This window comes from Spirochaetota bacterium, assembly GCA_017999915.1.
Lineage (GTDB): Bacteria > Spirochaetota > UBA4802 > UBA4802 > UBA5550 > RBG-16-49-21.
Window position 1 is genome coordinate 312,402 of record JAGNKX010000004.1, and the last position, 17,621, is coordinate 330,022.

The 17,621-nt window shown below is 52.7% G+C and carries 14 protein-coding genes and 1 tRNA gene; 2 read left to right on the plus strand and 13 right to left on the minus strand.

Annotated elements, in window-relative coordinates; genetic code table 11:
- Positions 1-103: 103 nt before the first annotated feature.
- Entirely contained in the window at positions 104-1,852 is a 1,749-nt protein-coding gene (locus KA369_08635) for a phospho-sugar mutase (GenBank protein MBP7736021.1), read from the plus strand.
- Between the two features lie 32 nt (positions 1,853-1,884).
- Here the strand turns inward: KA369_08635 and ybeY are convergent, their stop codons facing one another.
- The 13 genes from ybeY to nadA all read right to left on the minus strand — a co-directional run bounded on the left by ybeY (position 1,885) and on the right by nadA (position 17,166).
- Complete coding sequence (ybeY, locus tag KA369_08640) at positions 1,885-2,340, minus strand: rRNA maturation RNase YbeY (GenBank protein ID MBP7736022.1); 456 nt, start codon at positions 2,338-2,340, stop codon at positions 1,885-1,887.
- Entirely contained in the window at positions 2,327-4,609 is a 2,283-nt protein-coding gene (locus KA369_08645) for an HDIG domain-containing protein (GenBank protein ID MBP7736023.1), read from the minus strand. Before KA369_08645 ends, ybeY begins: the two co-directional genes overlap by 14 nt.
- A gap of 15 nt (positions 4,610-4,624) precedes the next feature.
- Complete coding sequence (locus tag KA369_08650; protein ID MBP7736024.1) at positions 4,625-5,590, minus strand: PhoH family protein; 966 nt, start codon at positions 5,588-5,590, stop codon at positions 4,625-4,627.
- A gap of 1 nt (position 5,591) precedes the next feature.
- Complete coding sequence (gene aspS, locus KA369_08655; protein MBP7736025.1) at positions 5,592-7,367, minus strand: aspartate--tRNA ligase; 1,776 nt, start codon at positions 7,365-7,367, stop codon at positions 5,592-5,594.
- A 250-nt stretch (positions 7,368-7,617) separates the two neighbouring features.
- A complete protein-coding gene (gene glmM, locus KA369_08660; GenBank protein MBP7736026.1) occupies positions 7,618-8,976 on the minus strand; it encodes a phosphoglucosamine mutase in 1,359 nt (452 codons plus the stop codon).
- A 5-nt stretch (positions 8,977-8,981) separates the two neighbouring features.
- Positions 8,982-11,741: a preprotein translocase subunit SecA gene (gene secA / locus KA369_08665; protein ID MBP7736027.1), complete on the minus strand. Its 2,760-nt coding sequence runs from the start codon at positions 11,739-11,741 to the stop codon at positions 8,982-8,984.
- 214 nt (positions 11,742-11,955) lie between these two features.
- On the minus strand, positions 11,956-12,393 hold the full coding sequence (locus KA369_08670; GenBank protein ID MBP7736028.1) for a GNAT family N-acetyltransferase: 438 nt from the start codon (positions 12,391-12,393) through the stop codon (positions 11,956-11,958).
- Between the two features lie 6 nt (positions 12,394-12,399).
- Complete coding sequence (gene hflX / locus KA369_08675; protein ID MBP7736029.1) at positions 12,400-13,569, minus strand: GTPase HflX; 1,170 nt, start codon at positions 13,567-13,569, stop codon at positions 12,400-12,402.
- Positions 13,550-14,014 (minus strand): DUF192 domain-containing protein, encoded by a 465-nt coding sequence (locus KA369_08680; protein ID MBP7736030.1) that lies wholly within the window; start codon positions 14,012-14,014, stop codon positions 13,550-13,552. The genes hflX and KA369_08680 overlap by 20 nt, the downstream gene beginning before the upstream one ends.
- A complete protein-coding gene (gene rph, locus KA369_08685) occupies positions 14,011-14,715 on the minus strand; it encodes a ribonuclease PH (GenBank protein MBP7736031.1) in 705 nt (234 codons plus the stop codon). Before rph ends, KA369_08680 begins: the two co-directional genes overlap by 4 nt.
- Entirely contained in the window at positions 14,693-14,965 is a 273-nt protein-coding gene (locus tag KA369_08690) for a hypothetical protein (GenBank protein ID MBP7736032.1), read from the minus strand. The genes rph and KA369_08690 overlap by 23 nt, the downstream gene beginning before the upstream one ends.
- A 29-nt stretch (positions 14,966-14,994) precedes the next feature.
- Entirely contained in the window at positions 14,995-16,251 is a 1,257-nt protein-coding gene (locus KA369_08695) for a hypothetical protein (GenBank protein ID MBP7736033.1), read from the minus strand.
- A 12-nt stretch (positions 16,252-16,263) separates the two neighbouring features.
- On the minus strand, positions 16,264-17,166 hold the full coding sequence (gene nadA, locus KA369_08700; protein MBP7736034.1) for a quinolinate synthase NadA: 903 nt from the start codon (positions 17,164-17,166) through the stop codon (positions 16,264-16,266).
- A 380-nt stretch (positions 17,167-17,546) separates the two neighbouring features.
- Between nadA and KA369_08705 the strand changes: the two genes are divergently transcribed.
- Positions 17,547-17,619, plus strand: a tRNA-Asn gene (locus KA369_08705).
- The last annotated feature ends 2 nt before the right edge of the window (positions 17,620-17,621 follow it).

Below are 17,621 nucleotides of genomic sequence, written 5' to 3' on the forward strand. Positions count from 1 at the left end.
ATTCATGGTAATGCATCGGGGCCCCCATGTCTATTAATTTTCTTGACTCGAGCCGCTGATGGCATTACAAAGTAAACACTATTATAATTTACAGGAAAGGATCATGGATACGAGCATTCAGAAGCGCATTGAGGAATGGACCCTCACCCCCTTCGATGAAGATACAATCAGGGAAATTCAACTCCTTGTCGAAAAAAACGACGCCAAAGAGCTGGAAGACCGTTTTTACAGGACCCTGGAATTCGGCACCGGAGGCCTCCGCGGCGTCATCGGGGCCGGCACCAACAGGATGAACGTCTACACCGTGGGCATGGCGACCCAGGGCCTGGCCAATTACATCGCAAAAACGCGCTCCGCCGGCACCGGGGTTGTCATAGCCAGGGACTCGAGGCGTTTTTCCGACGTCTTCGCCCATGAAACCGCCTCGATTCTGGCCGCTAATGGCATACCGGTTTATCTTTTCGAAGATATCACGCCGACTCCTCTGGCCTCTTTCGCCATCAGGCTCATGAAAGCGGTCGCCGGCGTCGTTATAACCGCCAGCCACAATCCACCGGAATACAACGGTTACAAGGTCTACTGGGACGACGGGGGACAGATCACGCCGCCCCATGACGACCTGATCATCGCCGAAGTGAATATAGTGGATTCGATAACAAAAATTAAAAAGATCCCGTTCCAGGAAGGCGTGGCAAAGGGTTTGATAAAAGTAATCAGCGATGAAATAAATATAGCCTACATCGCGGAGCTGGAAAGATCGGCCCTCAGGCCAAGGGGAAAATCAACCGTGAAGATCGCCTACACGCCCATTCACGGCACAGGCTACAAGATCATACCGCGCATCCTCAATCATTTCGGCTTCAGCGATGTGCTGGTCCAGGAAGACCAGGCCAGGCCCGACGGGAATTTCCCCACGGTTAAATATCCGAACCCTGAAGAAAAGGAGGCAATGGAGCTTGTCACAAGCCTGGCCCGGTCCACCGGGGCCGATATAATTCTCGCCACCGATCCCGACGCGGACCGGATGGGCGTCGGATTCAAGGGTAACGGCGGAGAATATATTCTCATCAACGGCAACCAGATCGGGACCATGCTCGAATATTACATCCTGTCACGGTCGAAAGAGAACAAGACCCTTCCGGCCAACGCGGCTGTCATCAAGACGATCGTGACGACGGAGCTCCAGAGGAAGATTGCCGAGGGCTTTTCCTGCGCCATTTTCGACGTCCTCACCGGTTTCAAATGGATTGCCGCAAAGATGAAGGAGTTCGACGACAGCGGGTCCGCCACGTTCATGTTCGGGGGGGAAGAAAGCTACGGCTACCTGCCGGTACCCTTCGTCCGCGACAAGGACGCGGTCAGCTCCTGCTACTTCTTCGCCGAGATGACCGATTGGCTCAAGGGAAGGAACATGACCCTTTCCGCGTTCCTTGACGAGATATATTGCTCCTACGGGCTTTACCTCGAGGATCTCGCGTCACTGACCCTTAAAGGCAAGGAAGGCACCGAGAAGATCAAGGGCCTCATGGAAAACTTCCGTCAAACGCCGCCGCCGGCATTTGCATCAATTCCCGTGGAGTCCGTGGCTGACATCAAGAACCTTGTCATGAAGGATATTAAGACCGGCTCCGTCGAGCCGATCAGGGGCCTTCCCGGGTCTGACGTTATCCAGTTTTTCCTGACCGACGGCTCGAAAATAACCATGCGGCCGTCCGGGACCGAACCGAAGATCAAATTCTATTTCAGCGTCCGCGGCGAGGCGGACGCCAAAACGCTGGCCGAAGGCAAAAAGAAGGTGCGGGAAAAGCTTGAGGCCCTTAAAAAAGATCTCCTGAATTTGGTCGGCGAGTGACGCCTTGAACCACGGCTTTCGATCATCTGACGCTAGAGAATGATTGCCCGGCAGATTTCATCTTCCTTTTTGAGCATGATATCTTCGTCCTCGTCGGATCGTTCGTGATCGTACCCGACAAGGTGCAGGATGCCATGCACGATGAGGCGCTTCACCTCATCCTGCAGGGTAACACGGTATTCATGGGACTGGCGATCAGCGCGATCCATGGAAATGTAAATATCGCCGATTTCCTCGCAGGTATCGTCGACGGAGGGAAAAGGATTTTCCCGGTTCGAAAAAGATATGACATCGGTGGGCTCGTCATGACCGCGGAATTCCCTGTTGATCTTCCTTATATACCGATCATTTGACACGATGATGGTAATGGACGCGTTTTTCAATTCAAGCATGTCCGCCGCGGTCGAGGCGACTGCCTTAATAATCTTCTTCCCGATCTTCTTATAGGGAAGCGACAGCTCTTCGCAAAAAACGTCAATCCGTATCATGGGTCTGCATTATTCTCTTTTCAAGTTTTTTCAGATCAAAATCTTCCGGATACTCGATTCGAGAGTGAAAAATGCCCTTCAGGAGAGACAGGAACGTCTCCTGGATTATCCTCAACTCGGTCATGGAAAGCTCCGATGACTCCAGCTCGCCCTCATTGATCTTGTTGAAAATGATTTTTTGCACCAGCCCGTCAAGCTTTTCGTAGGAGGGGTTCTGGACCGAGCGCGCCGCCGCCTCGATCGAATCCGCTAGCATTACGATGGCCGTTTCCTTGCTGCTGGGCCTGGGCCCGGGGTACTGGAAATCGTTCTTATGTATCTCTACCCGGTCGCTGCTGTCGAGGCCTTCCAGGGCCTGGTGATAGAAGAAGGTCATGGTGGTCTGGCCATGGTGCTGCCGGATGAAATCAATGACCGATTCCGGGAGGAGGTTTTTCCTCGCAAGGGCGACCCCCTTTTCCACATGGGAAATGATGAGCTGCGCGTATTCCTGGGGCGTGAGGCTCCTGGCCCTGGGATCGGTGACCCTGTTTTCGATGTACATGCCGGCATCTGCGATCTTGCCGATATCGTGGTAATAGGCGCCGACGCGGGCCAGAAGGTGGTTCGCGCCGATCTCCTTGCAGGCGGCTTCGGATATGGTGGACACAAGCATCGAATGATTATAGGTTCCCGGCGCCTTCATCAGCATTTCCTTGAATATTTCGGCGTTGAGGTCGGAAAGCTCGAGGAGCTTGAATTTCGTGGTGATGCCGAAGATGTTCTCGTACACCGGGAGTATACCCAGCACCAGTATCGAATTGATGAAACCGCTGGCACCGGCGATACCGACGATCTTGAGGAAATTCATGTTCAGTACCGGGATCTCCTGGATCAGGGCAACGGATATGATGATGAAGATGTTGATTATTCCAACGATCATGCCGCCACGGAGAAAATCGGTCCGCTTCTCCACTTTCTCGTTGACAAAGACCCCCACCAGGGCCGTGCAGAAGGAGATTATCGCCGTCGAGATATTGCTTCCGCCGATCAGCGTGGTGAAGAATACGATATAAAGGCCGGCGATGATGGAGAGATACCGGTTGTAAAGGATCGACAGGATCATCGTCGCGAAGGATATGGGCAGCATCAGGGCAAAGGTGAGCCTGGAAATGACCGGCGATTCAAAGCGTGACATGAAAAATGTGTAAACCATGAATACGATGACCAGGGAGAAGATGATGATGGCCGATCTTTTATCAGGGAGGAAGACCTTGTTGAACTCCATGAGGAAAAATCCGAATATGAAAAAAAACACCGCCTGGATCATAAGCAGGCCTAAAATATAGCTCAGGTTTATACTGGCCGTCTGCTTGTTGTAGATGTCTATTTTTTTCAATACGTCCTGTGTGATGGTGTCCCCTTCCCGCACGATGGTCTGGCCTTTTTTAAGCTTGCTGGTAACGGGGGTAACCTTTTTCACCACCTCTGTTATCCGCCGTTTCGATTCCTCAGCATTGAAGGATATGTTCGGTTCAAGAATGCCGGTTATGATGCCGCTGATGGCCGTTATCGCCGGCTTCTGCAAAAACGGTGCGATGGTCGTGGAAATACCGTAAACGTTGCCCTTTACCTCGTCGATGGTCTTCAGCGTGTCCAGGGTGCGCGACACCTCGTCAACCGCTTCGGCCGAATTGATGGTGCGGATCGTGACATTGTTGTTATAGATCTTCAGCGGATTGTCATAGGGCTTGTCCAGGATCCCCATGCGGGAATCATCGTAAATGTATATGAGTATTCTCGATATGATCTTCTTAAGCTTCCCATGGTCCCGGAACTTGAGGATCTCGGCCAGCACCGCGTCGTTGAACTGGAGGTACCGGGGCATCCGGGACTTCATCGCGTAGACCTGGAAGGTGTAATCGTTGCCGGCCGGCGGGAACTGCTTGAGGGTGTCAACGGCATGGTTGATGAGAACGCTTACCACATTGAGCTTTTTCTGCAGAATCGAGGCGTCCTTGTCGAATACGATGGGAACCGATTCAGCCTCGCGTTTACGCTCGATGGCCGTTTCCGGCTCGTTCACGTACTCGATGTCCCTGGGAACCCGGATATCCTCGTTGGCTATATCCCCTATCTCATAATTGTACGATGTGCCGAAGATGTTGATGGACAACATGATCGTCGAGATAAGGACAATTATGATCAGGGATAAAAATGAAAACTTGGTATTCTGGCTGCCGAGGAAATGCCGTGCCGAATGCTTCACTATATCAAACAATGATTTCATGACGGGTAAATTACATTAATCACTATAGCCGCTCTTTTCATAGGCTGCAACTATTTTTTCAACAATTGGATGCCGTGAAATATCATCCCTGGTAAAACGAATGAAGCTTATATCATTTATATCCTTGAGAATGCGCATGGCCTGGAGCAGGCCGGATTTCTTTGGTTTTTCTATGTCAATCTGGGTATCGTCGCCGGAAATGACTATTTTCGAATTGCCGCCGAGCCTGGTCAGGAACATCTTCATCTGCGCCACTGTGGTGTTCTGCGCCTCATCAAGGATGATGAAGGCGTTGTTCAGGGTCCGGCCCCTCATGTAGGCCAGAGGCGCCACCTCGATGATATTCTTCTCCATCATCTTAGATATCTTTTCGAAAGGCTGGAGGTCAAAAAGGGCGTCATAGAGGGGCCGCAGGTAGGGATTAATCTTCTGGATCAGATCGCCGGGAAGGTATCCCAGGTTCTCGCCCGCCTCCACGGCAGGCCTGGTAAGAATGATACGGTCTACCTTTCCAGTGAGAAGGAATTTCAGGGCCATCACCACCGCCAGGTAGGTCTTGCCGGTGCCGGCCGGCCCGGTGGCGATGGTGATCGGGAAAGTGTGCATGGCGGTTATGTAATGGGCCTGGTTCAGCGTTTTGGGCATTACCGCCTTGCCCGTGTCCGGGAAGGTTATCTTCAGCCGGTTTATATCGTCGGCCCTGAAATTCTTGCCCGATATGACCGTGTTGATGACATACCGAAGGTCAAAGTCATCGAACTCGTATTCCTTGCCGTTGGCATAGATGAAATCGCTCATGACATGGAGCAGTTTCATCACCAGGTCGTTCTTTTCCTTGACGGCCTTGACAATGAGGGTATTACCCCGCGGTATGATGTTGACGCCGGTTATCTCCTCGATTTTTTTGATATTTGAGTCCTGGTACCCGCAGATTCTCTTGAATATCGATATGTCATCGATTTCAAACCGGTTCTCGACCATGTTATTTGCCGACCACCTTCAGATTGAGCTCCTGGAGCTGCTCCGGCGATACCGGCGACGGCGCGTTGCTCATCAGGCACTGTCCTCTCGTCGTCTTCGGGAAGGCTATGACGTCCCTGATAGATTTTTTTCCCAGGAGCAGCATCATGACGCGGTCAAGGCCCAGGGCGATGCCGCCATGGGGCGGCGCGCCGTACTTGAGGGCGTCAACCAGGAACGAAAATTTCTCGTCTGCTTCCTCTTTCGATATGCCCAGGAGCGAGAAAATCTTGCTCTGGACCTCCGGGTTGTTGATCCGTATCGATCCCCCGCCTATCTCGACTCCGTTGAGCACCACGTCATAAGCGTTTGCCAGGACCTTGTCCGCCTGCTCGGGCTTCAGGGTGTCCAGGATCGGGATGAACTCCGCCTTGGGCGAAGTGAAGGGATGGTGCTTTGAGTAAAAGCGCTTGTCCTGCTCGCTGTATTCAAAGAGCGGGAAATCGGTGACCCAGAGAAAATTGAGCTTCTTCTCGTCAATGAGGCCCAGGTCGCGGGCAATTTTCACGCGCACGCTCGCAAGGGCGCTTGATGCCGTGCCGTACGAATCTGCGACGAAGAATAAGGATGCCTGGCCTGAAAGGTTAAAAAGGGTTTTCAGCTTGTCCAGTTCTTCCGGCTTGAGGTACTTGGCAATGCCGCTTTCGGCCGCATTGTTATTGTACTTGAACATCAGGAGGCTTTTTGCGCCGAAGACCTTCGCGTCCTCTCCGTACTGGTCGGCCATCTTCCGCGAGAGCTTTCCGCCGTCGGGAACGGCTATGCCCTTAATGACGCCGCCGGAGGCCAGGGCCTGGGCGAAGACGCTGAATTCCGAATTCTTGAATATTTCACTGCAATCCTTTAACTCAAGGCCGAACCTCGTATCCGGTGCGTCCGAGCCGAACCGGTCCATGGCCTCCTGGTAGGTCAGGCGGGGAAAAGGAATTGTTATTTCGCTTCCCATGAGATCGCGTACGACCTCTTTAAGGAGCCCTTCTATGATCCCGATAATGGTATCCTGATCAATGAATGACAGCTCCAGGTCAACCTGTGTGAATTCAGGCTGGCGGTCGCCCCGCAGGTCCTCGTCTCGGAAGCATTTTACGATCTGAAAATACCGGTCAAAACCGGAGATCATGAGTATCTGTTTGAATAGCTGCGGCGACTGCGGCAGAGCGTAGAACTCCCCCTTGCTGATGCGGCTCGGCACAAGGAAGTCCCTCGCGCCTTCAGGGGTCGACTTGTTAAGAATAGGCGTTTCTATCTCGAAAAAGCGGTTATCGCTCAGGTACCGGCGCATAGTCATGGTGACACGGTGGCGCTTGACGATAGCGTCGCGCATTTCCTCGCGCCTTAGGTCGAGATAGCGGTATTTCAGCCGCGTATCCTCGTTCAGCGTATCCTTGGAATCGATCGGAATGGGAGGCACCTCCGAGGCGTTCAATATTATAAGGGAGTCGCAGAGGACTTCGATATAACCGGTAGGCTGGTCTGTCTTGATGTTCTTTTCGTCCCTGAGCCTCACGGTCCCTTTTATTGATACAACAAATTCGCTCCTGGCCTGGTCAGCTGTTTCCAGCAGTCCCGGCGCGGCTGAGGAATCGACAACGACCTGCACCGTTCCGGATACATCCCTCAGCTTGATAAATATCAAACCGCCGAGATTCCTGTTGCTCTCGACCCATCCGGCCAGCTCGACTTGTCGGCCCACATCAGACTGATTCAATTCACCGCAATATGACCTGTTCTTAAACATACTCACACTTCTTTTTTAAAAACTTATAATGTAATAACCTTGATACCCCGCCGCCTTAGGCGGAGGGGGCATTATTGATATGTATTACCTTAATATAACAATTATTGTAAGAATAATTCATCAGATTGTTCAAAACAAGTTAATTCTTGTCATCGGGAGTATTTGTCAAGCTGAAATTATGCGGTGGATATATATGCGCCTTCTGTTAGGGTGGGGTTTAAACCCCACCCTAACAGAAGGCGCATGGGGATTATTTCAACAATTTCTCAAAATGCCTGTAAATCGCTTCCGCCTGGGCGGCATCCTTCCCTTCGGATATGATGCGGAATATCGGCTCGGTATTGGATGGCCTGAGGTGTACCCAGCCGCCGGCGAATTCGTGGGAAGTGGTGAACTCTATCCGGAGCCCGTCGATACTCGATATCGTTTGCTGCGAATATTCCTGTTCGAGGCGCTTCAGTATGGACGGATCGACGCCCTTCCCTGCCAGCTTGATGCTCCCTTTTTTCATGGTATAGCGCGGAAGCTTCGCGACCAGCTCTGAAATCGACATTGACCGCTCCGCCATCATCTCCAGCACATAGCTGATCCCGACAAGGCTGTCCCTGCCAAGATGAACTTCCGGGGAAATGACCCCGCCGTTGCCCTCACCGCCGATGCGGGCTCCGTTGCGCATCATCTCTTCTACGACGTTTATTTCGCCCACCCTGGCCCGCGCCACCGGCGACCCGTGGGACGCCGCTATGTCATCTACCGTCTTGGTAGTGGAAAGGTTTATGACCACCCTCCCCGGCTTTTTTGCCAGCAGGTGCTCCACCACAAGGGCGATGGTGCTTTCCTCGCCTATGGGCTTTCCCCTGTCATCGACGATGGCCAGCCGGTCAGCGTCCGGGTCCTGGGCAAAGCCGATATCGGCCTTCTCCTCGACTACCTTCTTGGAAAGGATCGCGAGATTTTCAGGCACGGGCTCGGCCCCGCGGGGAAAAAGGCCGTTCATTTCGCAGTGGATCGGAACCACGTCACATCCCAGCCGCTTTAACAGGTTTATGGTGATGCGGGAACCGGCGCCGTTTACCGAATCGAGAACGACCCTGAATTTCTTTTTGCCTATCCTGTCACTGTCCACGACTGACAGCACTTTGCCGATATGTATATCATCCGCACCGGTTTCGCCCGTGACAGTGCCAACACCGTCCCACCGCTTATACGCAAAGGGAGATTCCATTAATTTAAAGAATTCGTCTATTTCGGAAGCCGTGAGGAACGTCCCCGATTTGCCCACAAGCTTGAAGGCGTTCCATTCTATGGGGTTGTGCGACGCGGATATGACGATTCCACCGGCTGCATGGAGATGCTCCACCATGACCTGCACGGTGGGGGTCGGGACGATGCCGATGTTCACGACATTGCATCCTGACAGCATGAGGGCTGATTCGAGGCCCTTTTCTATGGCCGCGCCGGTTGGCCTCGAGTCCCTTCCGATTACGACAGTGCCGAATCCGCAATATTTCGCGAAAGCAGACGCTACGCCTGTGATAAGGTCCGGCGTAACAGTCTCCCCGACTATGCCCCTGATCCCGGATACGCTCTTCATTAATACCGATGACATGACGATTACCTTCTGTTCCTGCGGCTTTTCTTGCGCTTAACGCCGCCCACGGTTTCCTGGTGCTCATGCTCTTTTTTTTGTTCCGCGGGCCTTTGCCCCGGTACGGCCTGTGATTGTGACGTCATGGGGATTCCGCCGGCGCCGAACTGTTCGACCTCTGCGTGAAATTCGCTTCCGATGATTTCCGCCGACGGCACCGGGGGCTCTTCCTCGACAATGCGCTCGACCTGGACCCTCATGAGGTATTCGAGGATGTCTTCCTTCAGGGTCGCGAGCATGTCCCTGAATAGGTTGAAGCCTTGGATCTTGTACTCCACCAGGGGATTCCGCTCGCCGTAGCTCAGGGTCCAGATGCCGTCCCGCATCTCGTCCATGTTGTACAGGTGGTCCCGCCACTTGGTGTCGATGATCTGGAGCGATATCATCCGCTCGAGAGCCCTCATATCCTTCACGCCAAGAGTCTCCTCTTTCGTCTTATAGGCCTTTTTCAGCTCGTTTATTATGGCTTCCTCGAATTCCGAGTATCTCATCTCCATGGGGCTTATTTTTTCAAGATCGAGGTCGACGCCGAACTTGAAGCGCATCCAGTTCCTGAGACCTTCAAGGTCCCATTCCTCGGGATGGGCCATGCCGCCGGTGAACACTTCCAGTTTTTCCCTGCAGATGTCTTCTATGTAGGCGGCGAACTTGTAGGATATGTCCTCGCCCAGGAGAATCTCGTCGCGCTCCTTGTAGATGAACTCGCGCTGGGAGTTCATGACGTCGTCGTATTCGAGAAGGTGCTTCCGTATGTCGAAGTTGCGGCCCTCAACCCGCTTCTGCGCGCTGGCGATCGCCTTCGTCACCATGGGGCTCTCTATTTCCTGTCCTTCCTCCATGCCCAGGCGCTGCATGATGTTGCCGATCCGCTCGGATCCGAAGAGCCTCATAAGCTCGTCTTCGAGGGCCAGGTAAAACCGGGACGAGCCGGGGTCACCCTGGCGGCCGGAGCGCCCCCGCAACTGGTTGTCGATGCGGCGCGCCTCGTGGCGCTCGGTGCCCAGGATATGGAGACCGCCAGCCTCCACGACTTTGTTGTGGTTGACGTACCATTCCCTTCCTTCCCGCACCAGGGTTTTCGCCTTGTGCTTGTCCTGTCCAGTCAACTGCTCGGAAAGCTGCTCGGCCTTGTCGAAATCAGACGTGAAAATCGAAATCTTAAAATCATTCCAGAGGTTTGCGTCATGGACCGGCACGTGCGATTCGAGCTCATCCACATAGAGCCTGCGTCCGCCCAGGACTATGTCGGTCCCGCGGCCCGCCATGTTCGTGGCAATGGTCACCGCGCCTGGCCGTCCGGCCTCGGCGATGATGCGCGCCTCCTGCTCGTGGAACTTGGCGTTCAGCACGTTATGCATGATCCCCTTCGACCGGAGCAGCTGCGAGAGCTTTTCCGACCTGTCGATGGAAATGGTTCCCACCAGGATCGGCTGACTCTTCGCGTTAAGCTCCCGTATCTCGCTTATGATGGCGTCATACTTTTCCCGCTCGGTCCGGTAGACCTTGTCCGGGTAGTCCCGCCGTATCATCGGCATGTTCGTCGGAACAACAACTACGTCGAGCTTGTAAATCTTCTGGAACTCGACCGCTTCCGTGTCCGCGGTACCGGTCATGCCGCCGAGCTTCTTATACATCCTGAAAAAGTTCTGGAAGGTGATGGTCGCCAGTGTCTGGCTTTCCCGGGCGATAGTGACGTTTTCCTTGGCTTCCAGTGCCTGGTGGAGTCCGTCGGAGTAGCGGCGGCCAGGCATGAGGCGGCCTGTGAATTCGTCGACGATAATGACCTGGCCGTCCTTGACGATGTAGTCCTCGTCGATATGGAACAGCGTGTGGGCCTTCAGCGCCTGGTTGACATGGTGCACGGTGTCGATATGCCTGTTGTCATAGAGGTTGTCGATCTTGAGGAGGCGCTGCACGTGGTTGACACCGTCCTCGGTAAGGGTGACATGACGGTCCTTCTCATTCACCTCGTAATCGGCCTTTTCCTTGAGGTTGAGAATGACCTTGTTTATGAGATAGTATTTCTTGGTGGACTCCTCCGTGGAGCCGGATATGATGAGCGGCGTCCGGGCCTCGTCGATGAGGATGGAGTCGACTTCGTCCACGATGGCGTAATTGAGGACCCGCTGGACGCGGAGGCTCTGGTGCTCCACCATGTTGTCGCGTAGGTAATCGAAGCCGAATTCGTTGTTGGTGCCGTAGGTTACGTCGCACCTGTACGACACCTGCCGGTTATAGGGGGACATGTCGTGCTGGATGACGCCGACTTCTAGGCCGAGGAACTTGTAGATAGTGCCCATCCATTCCGAGTCCCGGCGAGCAAGGTAGTCGTTCACCGTGACGACATGGACGCCCTTCCCTCCGAGTGCGTTGAGATACACCGGGAGAGTTGCCACCAGGGTCTTGCCTTCGCCGGTCTTCATTTCCGTGATGCGCCCCTGGTGGAGGACTACGCCGCCCATGAGCTGCACGTCGAAGTGACGCATTCCCAGGGTGCGCACCGACGCTTCACGCGTCAGTGCAAAGGCCTCGGGAAGCAGGCTGTCAAGGGACTCTCCCTTTTCTATACGCTGGCGGAATTTCGAGGTCATGCCGCGCATTTCGTCGTTGGTGAGCTTTTTCATATTCGGCTCGAGGGCGTTGATCTTGTGCACGATGGGCCACAGCTTTTTCACGTCCCTCTCATGCTTTGTGCCGAAGAATATGCTCAGAATTTTATCAATCATGGTTCGGTCCTTTCAGGTTATGTCCGGAATAGTCACAGTTTGTCAGTAAAAACAAGGTAAGTGATGTTGCTAATATTCCGTGGATATTTAACCGACATAAAACTTTTCCGTCAATAATAAATCTGCTATAAATATTTCAAGAATAATATATGATTATGAAAGCGCGGTCACGTGACCGCGCTTTTATAATATGCACACATCCTCAAGGGGTATCTTAAAAATACTTCCGAAATCCCTTTACCTCTCCCGGGTCATACCCTGCTTCCCTGTAAAAGGAATGGGCGCCGGTGCGGAACGACGAGGAGCAGAACTCGATGAATATGCAGTTCCGATCCCGGGCGATCGATTCGACCTTTTCCATGAGCAAGGAACCTATTCCCTTTCTATGCCATCCCGCGTCCACCACGAGGTTTTCCATGATCATGAAGGGCCTGCAATCCTTGACCAGGTCGTGGCATATCACCGCCATGATGGTACCGACCAGACGATTATCTCCGGCCCTGGCGCCGAAAAGGCAATAATCGCCGTTGGCCGTGATTTTTTCGAAGGTCTCCCTCATTCCTTCGGGATCGACGTCTCTGTTTGCAAGCTGTTCATAGAGTTTTGCCAGCTGCGGCAGGTCACTTATGGTTATGTCATTGATGATGAACACGGATTTTCAGATTCCTCCGGCATGGGCGGTCGTCGATTCAGGCCTGTTTTGGTCGCCTTTTACCATCCGGTTCTCATAAATCTCCATCATTCTCTGCTTCAGCTCTTCCAGGCCAGTGCCCTGTGCCGCCGATCCGATGATCGCGCCGGGATAGTTGTTCCCCATCCTATTGGCGATGGCTTCGTCATCAAGGAGATCGGCCTTGTTGAAAAACTGTATCACCTTCTTGTCCGCGCCGCCGAGCTCATAGATCTCCTGGTTCACGGTCCTGATGTTAGAGGTGATTTCATGTGACGAGATATCGATGATGTGGACGAGAAAATCGGCGTTAAGTATCTCTTCCAGCGTGGACCGGAAGGATTCGACCAGGTTTGCCGGCAGGTTCCTGATAAATCCGACAGTATCAACAATGAGGCATTTCCTGCCCTCGCCGAGGTACACCGTACGTGTATAGGAGTCGAGGGTCGCGAAGAGACGGTCCTCTACAAAGAGATCATCCTTTGCCAGGCGGTTAATGACCGTTGACTTGCCTGCGTTGGTGTATCCCACCACGGCCCCCACCAGCTCGTTCCGCCGTCCCTTGCGCATGGTTTCGCGGTGTCTCCGTATCTTTTCCAGCTTGCGGTTGAGACTCGATATTCGACGGAGGATGTGGCGACGGTCGGTTTCCAGCATCTTTTCGCCGGGTCCCCTGGTGCCGATGCCGCCGCCGAGACGCGACAGCACGCCGCCGAGGCCCTTGAGGCGCGGCAGGATATACTTGAGCTGAGCCAGCTCCACCTGGATCTTCGATTCCGTGCTGCGTGCCCTGCGGGCGAATATGTCCATGATGATCTCGTTCCGTCCGATGACGCGGCACTTCAGGCGCTCCTCCAGGTTCCGGACCTGGGCCGGCCTGATGGTGTTAAGGTCGAACACGATGAGGCGGATCTTTTTTTCGGCTATTATTTTCTCTATTTCCGAGAGATATCCCTTGCCTACGATATACGTCGGATCGATGGCGTCGCGGTTCACGATCTGCCTGCCTGCCACGACGGCCCCGGCGGTCTTTACCAGGAGAACCAGCTCGTCGAGGGAATGCTCCAGGTATTCGTTATCGGCGCCCCGCAGGCGTATACCGAACAGGAGTGCGCGCTCATCTTTAGATGAAGGGATCCTATTTACTGATGCATCCATCGAGGACTATTCTGCAGCCTTTCACAATATTGTTCTTCCTGAACCATCCCTGGTTTACCTCCAGGGCGTACCGCGCGGGCATGGCCGACGGGTATGTGACCGATGTATCCAGGGGCTTCATGTCGTATATCTCGTTGATAACTCCCGTTGAGCTGATATAGGCTATGCTCAGTGGAATGAAAGTGTTTTTCATCCAGAAATTATGCCTGCTCTCACGGTCGAACACGAAAAGCATGCCCCTCCCCTGGGTCATCTCCCTGCGGTTCATGAGGCCCTTTGTCCTCAGCGGTTCCGTGTCGGCAATTTCCACAATCAGGGGAACCTGCCTGCCCTGGGTATCGATGATCATTAACTTGAAGGGCTCCTTCGCCGCAAGGGTGGGTACGGTAACGCCTGAAATGATAATTAATAATAGTATGAATATCGTTCGCCCTGATCCACTCATATATGCTCCTTCTGTATCCGCATCAATTCGTTTATCCCCTCTTCCGCCAGCTGAATCATCGAATCCAGCTGCTTCTTCGTAAATGATTTTTTTTCCGCCGTGCCCTGCACTTCGATGATATTCGATTGGCCGTCCATGACGACATTCATGTCGACATCGGCCCGTGAATCCTCCGCGAAGTCGAGGTCCATCAAAAGCTCGTTGCCGACATATCCCACCGATACCGCCGCCACGGCGCTCCTGATCGGATCCCTGTCTATGAGGCCTTCTCCTATCATGCGCCGGACCGCCCGGGCCAGGGCTATATATCCCCCGGTGATTGCAGCCGTGCGGGTACCCCCATCCGCCTGAAGGACGTCGCAATCCACGGTGATGAGGCAGTTCTTCATCGCGGTAAGATCGACGGAGCTGCGGAGGGCCCGCGCGATGAGGCGCTGTATTTCCACTGCCCGGCCGTCCCTCCGGAAGAGGTCCCTTCCCGTCCGTCGGGGCGTCGAGTATGGCAAGAGGGAATACTCAGCCGTGATCCAGCCTGTTCCGCGGTTCACGGCATGGTCCGGCACATCGGCGCTTACGCTGGCAGCGCAGATCACCCTGGTGTTCCCCATTTCAAAAAGTGCCGAACCATATGCGCCGGGGCAAAAATCCGTTGTAACGCGAGGGTCCCTGAGCCGGCCGTTATTTCTCCCGTTCGATCTCATTCTCTTTTTCTTCTTCCATTTTATTTTGTCTCTTGAACACCATGATCTCCTCGAGATCGTCAGTCTTCTTTTGAATAATCTTTTGATAGGGTTTGTAATCCTTGGTCGTCTTGAATTCATTGACGGCACCGTCGATGTCGTCACCGACGTAAGACTTAATGCCCCTCTCATAGTGGAATTCGCCTTTTTTCGGTCCTCGATGGTAACGACCTTCGGTATCAACTTGAAGGAAACTGAGCAACGCGACCATGCAAATCGGAATTATCCGGCAGCTGAATTTCATACAAGAACAATTTTTTGTATGATCTCAAGGGAATCCTCGAACTCCGATGGACGGAATTCAACAACGGAAAATTGATCGTTGAAGAGCTTGTTGTATTCAACGATCAGCGAGTTAATAATCTCGAGAAATTCTTCTTTTGTTAAAATTATGATATGCCCCTTGATGATGTGGACCAGCACAGAATCGGCACGGAGCTTGTACCCAAGCTGGGAAATGATATATTTCATGATAAACGTCCGGCTGGTGCTTTCTTTGGATTTCACCTTGATGCTTATGCCGATGCGGTTGGGATTCTGAAGGAAAATGGTGAACAGATAATCGAGTACATGGTAGGAAAAATCGATGTTCTCGTAATTTCTTGCGGTAAAAACCAGCGGGCGGTTGTCCGCCACAAGATAAAACGGCAGGACGAGCTTTCTCCTGAGGGTCCCGAAGACAGCGCTTTTATTATAGGGGCTCGTTTGCAGGGGAAGCTCGATCATGAGTATGGATGACGGCAGGAATGGCACCACCTGCGTGCCATCGGTCCCCTGCAGCTCCTGAACAACGTCTGACACTAGATAACTGAGCAGAACAAAGAACAGGGCGCGCGGCTCTTCGCCTTCTTTCAGGTTGAAGATCTTTTCCAGGAAATGGTCCTCCTGGATATCGTTGGCATCGAGTATCACTCCATCGGGACTTTCAATGATGTCCTTGAATAGCCTGTCATGAAGACCGATGACCAGATTCTCAACATAATACCGCTCAAGGTTCTGGAACGAGGGGACGAGCCCCTTCTCGCTGATATTATAGGACATGATGGCAAAGTGTGAAAGGTTGAGCCGGGCCATGCGATCCTGGATATAGACGTTCAGTGCCCCGTCTATTGATGATCCGGCGGCATCCGGCATTTCAAAAGGGTTGAACGCGACGTTCATCTCCCGGTTGTCATGGAGCATCCGCGCGCGATAATATAGCCGATACAGCCTCAGGTTCAACTCATCTTCGGTAAGATCGTCGATGTCCTCATCATCTCCGTCATAGGCTTCCGCCGACGGCTCATTGATCCTGACCCGGTCCACGAGCTGCCTCAGTTCCTCGTTAAAGGTACGTTCCCGAAGGAGGTTCAGCTGATTTCTCGTGTCTTCTTCGAAGGTTTCCGCAGCTGACCGCGAGGGAGGACCACCGTTGGATACTGGAGGTGGGATGCGTCCGGAATCGTCATCCATCAATTCTTCAGCTTCGCTAGCGCCCTGGGGCTTGGGATCCGGCATGAAATCGTCCTGTCAATATGATAGCTCGAGCATCCGCTCAAGAGCCTTTTTCGCCCTGTCACGTACGTCGGCGGCGACAGATACCTCCGTTTGTTCCTTCTGAAGTCCCTCCAACAGTACCGGCAGGGTTATTTTTTTCATATTGGGGCAAACAAAGGAGTCTGATGCCGGTATGTATTCAATATGGGGCGCGACGCTTTTCAGCTTGTGTATCATTCCGATTTCGGTTCCGACTATGATTTTTCTCTTATCTGTTTTTTTCGCGAATGTTACCATCTGCCCAGTGGAAAGAACCTCATCGGCTATGTCGATCACTTCAGGCCTGCACTCGGGATGGACTATCACCACCGCGTCAGGATGCTTCTCACGAATGGCTACAAGGTCTTCGCGGGTGAACTTTTCATGGGTGGGACAAAAGCCCTTCCAGAGAATTATCTTTTTTTTGGTAAAACGCTGCACATAGCTTCCAAGGTTCTTATCGGGAAGGAATATGATCAGGTCGGCATCGACCCGTTCAACGATCTTCAGGGCATTGGATGATGTGCAGATTACGTCGGAATGGGCTTTCACGGCAGCGGTAGAATTTATATAGGTGATCACCATGGCGCCGGGATGCTTTTCCTTGAGGGCGACCACGTCCTCCGGTTCCACCATATCTGCCATGGGACATCCGGCCGTGGGATCTGGTATGATGACCTTTTTCTTCGGTGAAAGTATGGATGCAGATTCAGCCATGAAATGGACCCCGCAGAACACTATCATGGAAGCGTCGTTCTTCGCAGCCAGCTGGGAAAGCTCCAGCGAATCGCCGCTGAAATCCGCGATATCCTGGATCTCGTCATTCTGGTAGTTATGGGCAAGAATGATCGCATTCTTATCCTTTGCCAGCTTCTTTATTTCCCGGGCAATATCCATCTGCCGATTGTATCTATATAACTTCTCCCGACTCGGACGGAAGCAGCCATCTCTCCCTATTATTAATATGATTATCAGGCAAATCGCGAAAAATTACAAAGCATCCCGATTTATCCCCCCGTGAAAATCAACACAGACCAAGAAAAACTCGCCAGCATCGGAAATCATTTTCACGAACGGTAATATAATATAATCATTGGGACATAATATTAAATCAAGATAAAAATGAACGAAATAACAAAATTTTATCAAAAAAATAATTGACACTATCATGGTACATAATCTATTAACCATGCATTGCATTACCATGCAATTGAGTTGGTGGGCATCTTAAACTATTTGGATGTACCACTCAGTCGCAAGTAAGCAGTATTACATATTCCCCTGTAGCTCAGTCGGTAGAGCAAGTGGCTGTTAACCACTGGGTCGTAGGTTCGAGTCCTACCGGGGGAGCA

Coding starts and splice junctions, on each gene's coding strand:
- hflX (MBP7736029.1), bottom strand. CDS start 13,569: ATGGATGCATCAGTAAATAGGATCCCTTCATCTAAAGATGAGCGCGCA.
- nadA (MBP7736034.1), bottom strand. CDS start 17,166: ATGGATATTGCCCGGGAAATAAAGAAGCTGGCAAAGGATAAGAATGCG.
- rph (MBP7736031.1), bottom strand. CDS start 14,715: ATGAGATCGAACGGGAGAAATAACGGCCGGCTCAGGGACCCTCGCGTT.
- aspS (MBP7736025.1), bottom strand. CDS start 7,367: ATGTTTAAGAACAGGTCATATTGCGGTGAATTGAATCAGTCTGATGTG.
- KA369_08645 (MBP7736023.1), bottom strand. CDS start 4,609: ATGAAATCATTGTTTGATATAGTGAAGCATTCGGCACGGCATTTCCTC.
- KA369_08690 (MBP7736032.1), bottom strand. CDS start 14,965: ATGGTCGCGTTGCTCAGTTTCCTTCAAGTTGATACCGAAGGTCGTTAC.
- KA369_08635 (MBP7736021.1), top strand. CDS start 104: ATGGATACGAGCATTCAGAAGCGCATTGAGGAATGGACCCTCACCCCC.
- KA369_08695 (MBP7736033.1), bottom strand. CDS start 16,251: ATGCCGGATCCCAAGCCCCAGGGCGCTAGCGAAGCTGAAGAATTGATG.
- secA (MBP7736027.1), bottom strand. CDS start 11,741: ATGATTGATAAAATTCTGAGCATATTCTTCGGCACAAAGCATGAGAGG.
- KA369_08680 (MBP7736030.1), bottom strand. CDS start 14,014: ATGAGTGGATCAGGGCGAACGATATTCATACTATTATTAATTATCATT.
- ybeY (MBP7736022.1), bottom strand. CDS start 2,340: ATGATACGGATTGACGTTTTTTGCGAAGAGCTGTCGCTTCCCTATAAG.
- KA369_08650 (MBP7736024.1), bottom strand. CDS start 5,590: ATGGTCGAGAACCGGTTTGAAATCGATGACATATCGATATTCAAGAGA.
- glmM (MBP7736026.1), bottom strand. CDS start 8,976: ATGTCATCGGTATTAATGAAGAGCGTATCCGGGATCAGGGGCATAGTC.